The 7393-nt window shown below is 62.9% G+C and carries 3 protein-coding genes, 1 tRNA gene and 2 rRNA genes (1 of these 6 cut by a window edge); 2 read left to right on the top strand and 4 right to left on the bottom strand.

Annotated elements, in window-relative coordinates:
- Positions 1 to 860: 860 nt before the first annotated feature.
- On the bottom strand, positions 861 to 1625 hold the full coding sequence (locus tag IPI67_35235) for a shikimate dehydrogenase (GenBank protein MBK7585433.1): 765 nt from the start codon (positions 1623 to 1625) through the stop codon (positions 861 to 863).
- Positions 1626 to 1812: 187 nt separating this feature from the next.
- Here IPI67_35235 and IPI67_35240 point away from each other — a divergent pair.
- Both IPI67_35240 and IPI67_35245 read left to right on the top strand, forming a co-directional pair.
- A tRNA-Arg gene (locus IPI67_35240) sits at positions 1813 to 1889 on the top strand.
- Positions 1890 to 1943: 54 nt separating this feature from the next.
- Complete coding sequence (locus IPI67_35245) at positions 1944 to 2390, top strand: nucleoside deaminase (GenBank protein ID MBK7585434.1); 447 nt, start codon at positions 1944 to 1946, stop codon at positions 2388 to 2390.
- 45 nt (positions 2391 to 2435) lie between these two features.
- Here the strand turns inward: IPI67_35245 and IPI67_35250 are convergent, their stop codons facing one another.
- The 3 genes from IPI67_35250 to IPI67_35260 form a co-directional block, all read right to left on the bottom strand.
- Positions 2436 to 4784 (bottom strand): transglycosylase domain-containing protein, encoded by a 2349-nt coding sequence (locus IPI67_35250; GenBank protein ID MBK7585435.1) that lies wholly within the window; start codon positions 4782 to 4784, stop codon positions 2436 to 2438.
- Between the two features lie 156 nt (positions 4785 to 4940).
- Positions 4941 to 5057 (bottom strand): 5S ribosomal RNA (rrf, locus tag IPI67_35255).
- A 170-nt stretch (positions 5058 to 5227) separates the two neighbouring features.
- Positions 5228 to 7393, bottom strand: a 23S ribosomal RNA gene (locus IPI67_35260) (it continues 844 nt past the right edge of the window).

A 7393-nucleotide genomic window follows, 5' to 3' on the forward strand; every position in this document is an offset into this window, starting at 1 on the left:
CTCCGCTTTCCTCTCGGGGCTTCACCCCTACCCACCAGCGGCAGCTCCAGTTGCCTGGACATCTGAGGCCGTTTGCCTTCGAGACCCACGGTCGTTTCGCTCTCCTCTTCGTTCGGTCCTTCGCCGCCGCCGGCTACTACGACCTCGGCTGACTTCTCGCGCCGCTGCTGCGTCACCCTTTCGAGCGTGAGGCGAGATCTCCCCAGGTAAGAACGCTGTCCTTCACCGCACGACCGCCGGATTTACGCCGCCTGAGCTTGGTCATCGGAGCTTCGCGGTCACTTGCTCGCTCGCCCCGCTCGGCGTCGCCTCGGATCCGGTTCTTGTACATCGGCCTGCGGTTTCGCTCCCCCTTCCTTCCCACGGTCGGTCTCCCTTCCGCAGTTGCGGTTCGCTTCGATCGGGATGACCTCCTTCCGACGGGACTTGCACCCGCAAGACAGCGCCCATGCTGGGCGCACAAGCAAAAAACCCGGCGGGGTTACCACCGGGCTTTGCAAGAACCACCGCGCGAGAGCGAAACGTCCGCAGACGGGGCAAGTGAAGTGAAGCGAGAAGCGAAGTGAAGTGAGAAGCGAAGAAAGAAGAGAAAGCTAAGAAAGCTGACGTTTTTCCAGCACCCCATCCCCGGGGCGTCCAAGCACAAGCGCCTAAGAGCAGAGCGGCTGAGCGCTCCGCTAGATCCAAGCCGCAACGCTCTTTGCAGTGAGCGTGCCAGGGTGTCACGGCGACTCATAAATGCAGGTAATTATTAGACAGATTGGCAAGCCTGCGGGCGCCCCGTTGGACCCGCTCTGGCATTGGAGTCATGCCTGATCGAGGGGTATGAAATAGTTGCGAAGCTCGACCCAGGATCGGGCTCAGGGGCCGATGGAGCGCTCCAGCGCCGCGTCCAGTGCTTCGGCCGGCGCATCCCGCCCCGTGTAGAGCTCGAACTGCCGACAAGCCTGGTGGAGGAGCATCCGGCCACCGTGGACGGTCCGTGCTCCGGCGCGCTCTGCGGCGACGAGCAGCGGGGTGCGAATCGGTTTGTACACGATGTCCATCACCACCATGCCGGGTCGCAGCAATCGCTTGGGCGCCAAGACCTCGTCACCGTACTCGGCCATGCCGGCCGAGGAGCAGTTCACCACCGCATCGACGTCGAGCTTCTCGAGCTCAGCGAGCCCGCCCGCGCCGACGGTCTTGTCGTCGCCGCCGACAGCACGCGCGAGCGCCTCTGCCTTCTCCCGAGTTCGATTGACGATGTGAACCCGCATCCCAGCCGCGTTGAATCCGAACGCTGCAGCACGCGCGGCGCCGCCGGCACCGATCACGACCACACGCTTCCCCGCCAAAGGCAGGGCTTCAGCCAGCGCCCGTTCGGCGCCCCACGCATCCGTGTTGTAGCCGGTGAGCCGGCCGTCGTCGTTCACGACGGTATTCACGGCGCCGATGCGCTCAGCCAGCGGGTCGATCGCGTCGAGCAGCGGGATGATCGACAGCTTGAAGGGCATCGAAACTCCGAAGCCTCGGATGCCGAGCGCGCGCATGCCCGCGAGTGCACCAACGAGGTCACTCTCCTCGACCGCAAAGGGGACGTACACGAACGGCAGGCCCAGCGCTTCGTAACCCGCGCGATGCATCGCGGCGCCGAGCAGAACGGGGTGGAGCGAGAGTGATCCGCAGAGGGTGATGGGAGAGAGTTTCGGCACGACCCCCGAAGCTTAGCCCGGCCGTGATTTGGCTCATTCCGGGCCTGCGGAGGGCGCAGGGGTCGGGCGTTTGTTCAGTTGAGCCCTGGCGCCACCGTGCTATGAAGCGCCCCGCCAAGCACCCGTAGCTCAGCTGGATAGAGCATCGGTCTACGGAACCGAGGGTCGCATGTTCGAATCATGCCGGGTGCGCCAGAGACCTGCCTCCCGGGGGAGGGCGGGGCCATGAGCCAGAACGATCACGACTGGATGGGCCAGGCCCTGGCCGAGGCCGACCTCGCCGAAGAACACGCCGACGTGCCGATCGGCTGCGTGATCGTCGACGCGGCCGGCAACCCGCTCGCGCGGGCGCACAATCGCCGTGAGCTCGACGCCGATCCCACCGCCCACGCGGAGATCTTGGCGTTGCGAGAGGCGGCGCTGGCAATCGGGCACTGGCGGCTGGAGGGCGCCACCGTCTACGCGACCCTGGAACCTTGCCCGATGTGTGCAGGGGCTCTGGTCAACGCTCGCGTGGGCCGTTTGGTCTACGGCGCCGCAGATCCCAAGGCCGGCGCCATCGACAGTCTGTTCGAGATCGGCCGTGACGCGCGCCTCAACCACCGCTTCACGGTCGAAGCTGGCGTGCGCCGCGACGAGTGCGCCGGGCGCCTGAGTGCGTTTTTCGCCAAGCTGCGGGCGGCCGGCGAGAAGTGAACACGACCCTTCCGACGCGCCGAGTGAACTCCGCTCCGTCGCGACTCACTCCACGGTCTGCTCGGATTCGAGCGGCGGCCCCTCGGCGTCGACGCCTTCCGGAATGAGCTCGCCATCGACCCCGATGCGCGGCGAGTTCGGCTTCTTGAACGTCACCTGCTCAGCGAGCGCATCTTCGAGCTCGCCTTCGCTGATGCGATGGATCTTGGCTGCAATGCGCATGAGCTTGCGCAGGTAGTTCGACCAGCCGGGTGTGACCGCACCATCTGCCCCGAAGTATTGGCGCTTGGGGTTCGGAAGAATGCTCGCCAGATACAGCGCTTGCCCCAGAGAAAGCTGGCTCGGAGTCGAATTGAAATAGTACGCGGCGGCGGGCCCGATGCCGTAGATGCCCGGACCAAACTCGATCACGTTCAGGTAGAGTTCGAGGATCTGATCCTTCGACAGTTCCTGCTCGAGCAGGTGGGTGAGCACGGCCTCCTGAAGCTTGCGCGACAGGGTCTTTTCCCGCGAAAGATACAGGTTTTTCGCGGTCTGCATGCTGATGGTACTGGCGCCGCGCACGAACCGCCCCGCCTTCACGTTCTCGCGAATCGAGTTCTGGATCGCCTCCTGATCGAAGCCGCGATGACGGAAGAACGCGCCGTCCTCGCAGATCAGGACTGCCGTATCCATGTGTTTCGAGATGGAGCCCTTCGGAACCCAGCCCAGGGTTCCGGGGCCACTCTGAGTTTGAACGAGCCGTCCGGTGACATCGAGCACCTCCCGGGTCCACGAGTGAGAGAAGCGACTCGGCGCGATGTCGGCCGGCGCTCCGGTGATCCTGCACTCGTTCACGCTCGACCATCTGGTGACCATCTTGTCGAGCGCCCGCGTGTCGACCTCGAGCTTGCCGGTCAGCGAGAAGGTACCGGTCAGCCGCGTTCCGGAAAGCAGCGGCATCAGGCCTTCGGGTGTTGCGTCGAGCATCGACTGACAAGACGCCAGTGGCATCCCGCCCTCGAGCCAGACCTTCTTGTAGTCCTTGGTCTGCTGGAGCTCACCTTTCAGGTCGAGGCGCACCTTGCCTACCTCCAGCTGGCCGTCCTCGATCGTGAGGCGCGTGCCGTCCAGCGCCAGGACGGCGCGGCCTTGCAAGGCGAGCGTGAGCCCGCGCACGGGGCCGGGAGCCAACCACTTCTTGTTGGCCGCAAGCTGCGCGAGCTTGGTGTTGCCCACGAAGGTCAGCTCATGACCATCGGCAGCCAGGGTCAGGTTGGCCCGGGCAGCGAGGGTGGCTTTGGACACATCCAGTAGGCCGAAGTCGCCTTCCTGCACCCCCAGAGCCGCCAAGCTCACGGGCCCTCCCTCGACATTGGCTTTGACCGGCCCGTCTCCAATCGGCACGTCCAATCCCAGACGGAGCGCGCTCTCGGCGTCTGCGGTTGGCGCCAAGGAGACGGACACCTGCTCCGCCCCGCGCACGATCCTCAGCCGCGCGGGCCCCACGTTGAGGGCCTCGGAGCCCCGAAGCAGGCGAGCGCGCAGGCCGCCCAGGTCCAGCTCGGAATCGACCGGCAGGGCGTCTGCGGCGAGTGTGGCGAGGCGCGCGAAGGACTTCCGAGCTCGGGCTCCACGCTCGGGATCGATGAGCGACGCGCTATCCCAGTGGTCCGGCGCTTTGTTCGGTCCCGCGTCGGAGCCGACTCCTTTGCCCTTGGGGCCCGAGCCGGCGACTGGTTTCGGCAGCGGCAAGCGTTTGTCCAGCGCCTCCGCCGAGAGATCCGCCACGAGATTCGCCGAATCCGTCGTCAGTCGTTCGATCACCCGGTGCCCGTCTCGGCGACCCAAGGCGATCCGCCCCCCGCTGACCTCCAGGCTCACGCCGTCGAACGCCACGCGCATCAAGTCGACCGCGAGCTCTTCGGTCTCGCCGTTCTTCGAATAACGAGCGCCCCAAGCGTACTGCGGCGCGCTGCCCTCCCGAACTGCATCCCACTGAACCGTGAGTCCATCGACCGAATACGGCGCACCCCCGCCTCTGCCGCCAGCATCGTTCGCTCGCTTGGCGCGCCAAGCAGCGAGCTGCTGCGAGACCTCGTCGAAGCTGCCGCGGATGCGTAGCTGTCCACCGTGGGCCACCAGCGCCTGCGGCGACAGGGACGCGCCCAGCCGGACCTCCACGGCGTCGAGGCTGACCTCGACCGCGGGCACGTCGGGCAGGCGAGCCGTCACGTTGCGGAGCCATACACGACCCACACCGGGTCTCACGGAGCCGATCTCGAGCGTCGCTCCACGCCTGGCAGCCTGCTCGGTGGCGCGCGAGCGAACCACCGGACCAAACCCGACGACGGCAGCCAGCGCCGCTCCGGCGATCAGTCCGCCGCCGAGCTTGAGCCAAGAGCGCCGTTGCATTGGGTCGCCGAGAGGTTACCGCCAGAGTGCGCGCGGGGCCCAAAACCGCCCCAGGCTCCGGGCAAACGCTCGAGCCGCTCGCGGCGCGTCCCGGTGGGCGCGCGAAAACAAAATGCAAAAGCCCCAGGCTTTTGGCCTGAGGCTTTTGGGGTATTAACCCGGCAGCGTCCTACTCTCCCACACGGGAATCCGTGCAGTACCATCGGCTCCGAGGAGCTTAACTTCCGAGTTCGGGATGGGATCGGGTGTGGCCTCCTCGATATCGCCACCGTGATCTGTTGGGCGTTTTTGCGTTCATTGCCTAGCTGCTCCCTTCGAGCTTGCGCTCGAGGAGCGACACACACGTGTGCTTGGCTCGCGTGACGAGACGACTTTCAACTTGCGTTGAGGTCGTGTCTCGTCGCCCGGACTCCGGGCGCCAACTACAATAGTGCCTTAGAGAGATGATCAAGCCGCACGGCCTATTAGGACCGGTTAGCTCCGCGCCTTGCAGCGCTTCCACACCCGGCCTATCAACCTTGTAGTCTACAAGGGGCCTTTAGTGCCTTACGGCAGGGACACCTAGTCTTGAGGCCGGCTTCCCGCTTATATGCTTTCAGCGGTTATCCGTTCCGTACATGGCTACCCGGCTATGCCACTGGCGTGACAACCGGAACACCAGAGGTACGTCCACCCAGGTCCTCTCGTACTATGGGCAGCTCCTCTCAAGTGTCCTACGCCCACGGAAGATAGGGACCAAACTGTCTCACGACGTTTTAAACCCAGCTCGCGTACCGCTTTAATCGGCGAACAGCCGAACCCTTGGGACCTGCTCCAGCCCCAGGATGCGATGAGCCGACATCGAGGTGCCAAACCGCGCCGCCGATATGAACTCTCAGGCGCGATCAGCCTGTTATCCCCAGAGTACCTTTTATCCGATGAGCGATGGCCCTTCCATACGGGACCACCGGATCACTAACACCTGCTTTCGCACCTGCTCGACCTGTCGGTCTCACAGTAAAGCTCCCTTATGCGTTTGCACTCTACGGCTGGTTTCCAATCAGGCTGAGGGAACCTTCGCACGCCTCCGTTACATTTTAGGAGGCGACCGCCCCAGTCAAACTGCCCACCAGGCAGTGTCCCTCACCCGGATCACGGGCGCAGGTTAGATTCCCAGAACATCCAGGGTGGTATTTCAACGTTGGCTCCACCGAACCCAGAAGCCCGGCTTCAAAGCCTCCCACCTATCCTACGCAGAACAACCCGAAAATCACTGCCAAGTTGCAGTGAAGGTTCATGGGGTCTTTCCGTCTTTCCGCGGGTAGAGGGCATCTTCACCCCCGATGCAATTTCGCTGAGTCCCTGGTCGAGACAGTGGAGATGTTGTTATGCCATTCGTGCAGGTCGGAACTTACCCGACAAGGAATTTCGCTACCTTAGGACCGTTATAGTTACGGCCGCCGTTTACTGGGGCTTCGGTTCAATGCTTCGGCTTGCGCTGACATATCCCCTTAACCTTCCAGCACCGGGCAGGCATCAGACCCTATACGTCGTCTTTTCGACTTCGCAGAGTCCTGTGTTTTTAGTAAACAGTCACAACTCCCGTTTCACTGCGACCACCGACAGCTCGAGGCGCGAAGCCTCTCACCGCCAGCGGCACACCTTCTCCCGAAGTTACGGTGTCAATTTGCCGAGTTCCTTAACCAGGGTTCTCTCACGCGCCTTGGGATATTCACCCCGCCCACCTGAGTCGGTTTGCAGTACGATCACTAGAGGAGCTCTGCGCGCGGCTTTTCTCGGAAGCGTGGGATTACTCAGTGTCCCGGTCAAAAGACCGGACCTCATCACCTCTCGGCCTTAGTGAACCACCGTTTGTCTCTATCGAGTCCTAGTGGTTCAGCCTACGGGCTTGAACACGGACGACCATGCGCCGTGCTGAGCTACCCTTCTCCGTCCCCGCTCGCTTCAATGCTGTCCCTAGTGGTGCAGGAATATTAACCTGCTTTCCATCACCTACGCCTCTCGGCCTCGGCTTAGGGATCGACTAACCCATGGGAGGATTATCCTGCCCCAGGAAACCTTGGGCTTACGGCGACCGGGTTTCTCACCCGGTTTATCGCTACTCATGCCTGCATAGTCACTCCTCAAGGCCGTTAGTAGTCGTTTCCGTCTACCGTGTATCTCCTTGAGGACGCTCGCCTACCGCTCTCTTGCGAGAGCCCGTAGCTTCGGTGCAGAGCTTTAGCCCCGTTATATTTTCGGCGCGGGCTCGCTTGACCAGTGAGCTATTACGCTTTCTTTAAAGGATGGCTGCTTCTAAGCCAACCTCCTGGTTGTCAAAGCGTTCCCACATCCTTTGACACTTAGCTCTGACTTTGGGACCTTAGCTGACGGTCTGGGCTCTTTCCCTCTCGGCAACGGAACTTATCTCCCGCTGCCTGACTCCCGGACAGTTGTCACCGGCATTCGGAGTTTGATTGGGTTTGGTAATCTGGTAGGACCCCTAGCCCATTCAGTGCTCTACCTCCGGCGCAATTCATCCGAGGCTATACCTCAATATATTTCGGCGAGAACCAGCTATCTCCCGGCTTGATTAGCCTTTCACTCCTACCCACACCTCATCGCCTACA

It is taken from the genome of Myxococcales bacterium, from assembly GCA_016706225.1.
In the GTDB taxonomy this organism is placed as follows: Bacteria; Myxococcota_A; Polyangia; order Polyangiales; family Polyangiaceae; genus JADJKB01.

Bases quoted from the DNA above. Each gene is read 5' to 3' on its own strand.
- IPI67_35235 (MBK7585433.1), bottom strand. From the start codon at position 1,625: ATGCATCGCGCGGGTTACGAAGCGCTGGGCCTGCCGTTCGTGTACGTC.
- IPI67_35245 (MBK7585434.1), top strand. From the start codon at position 1,944: ATGGGCCAGGCCCTGGCCGAGGCCGACCTCGCCGAAGAACACGCCGAC.
- IPI67_35250 (MBK7585435.1), bottom strand. From the start codon at position 4,784: ATGCAACGGCGCTCTTGGCTCAAGCTCGGCGGCGGACTGATCGCCGGA.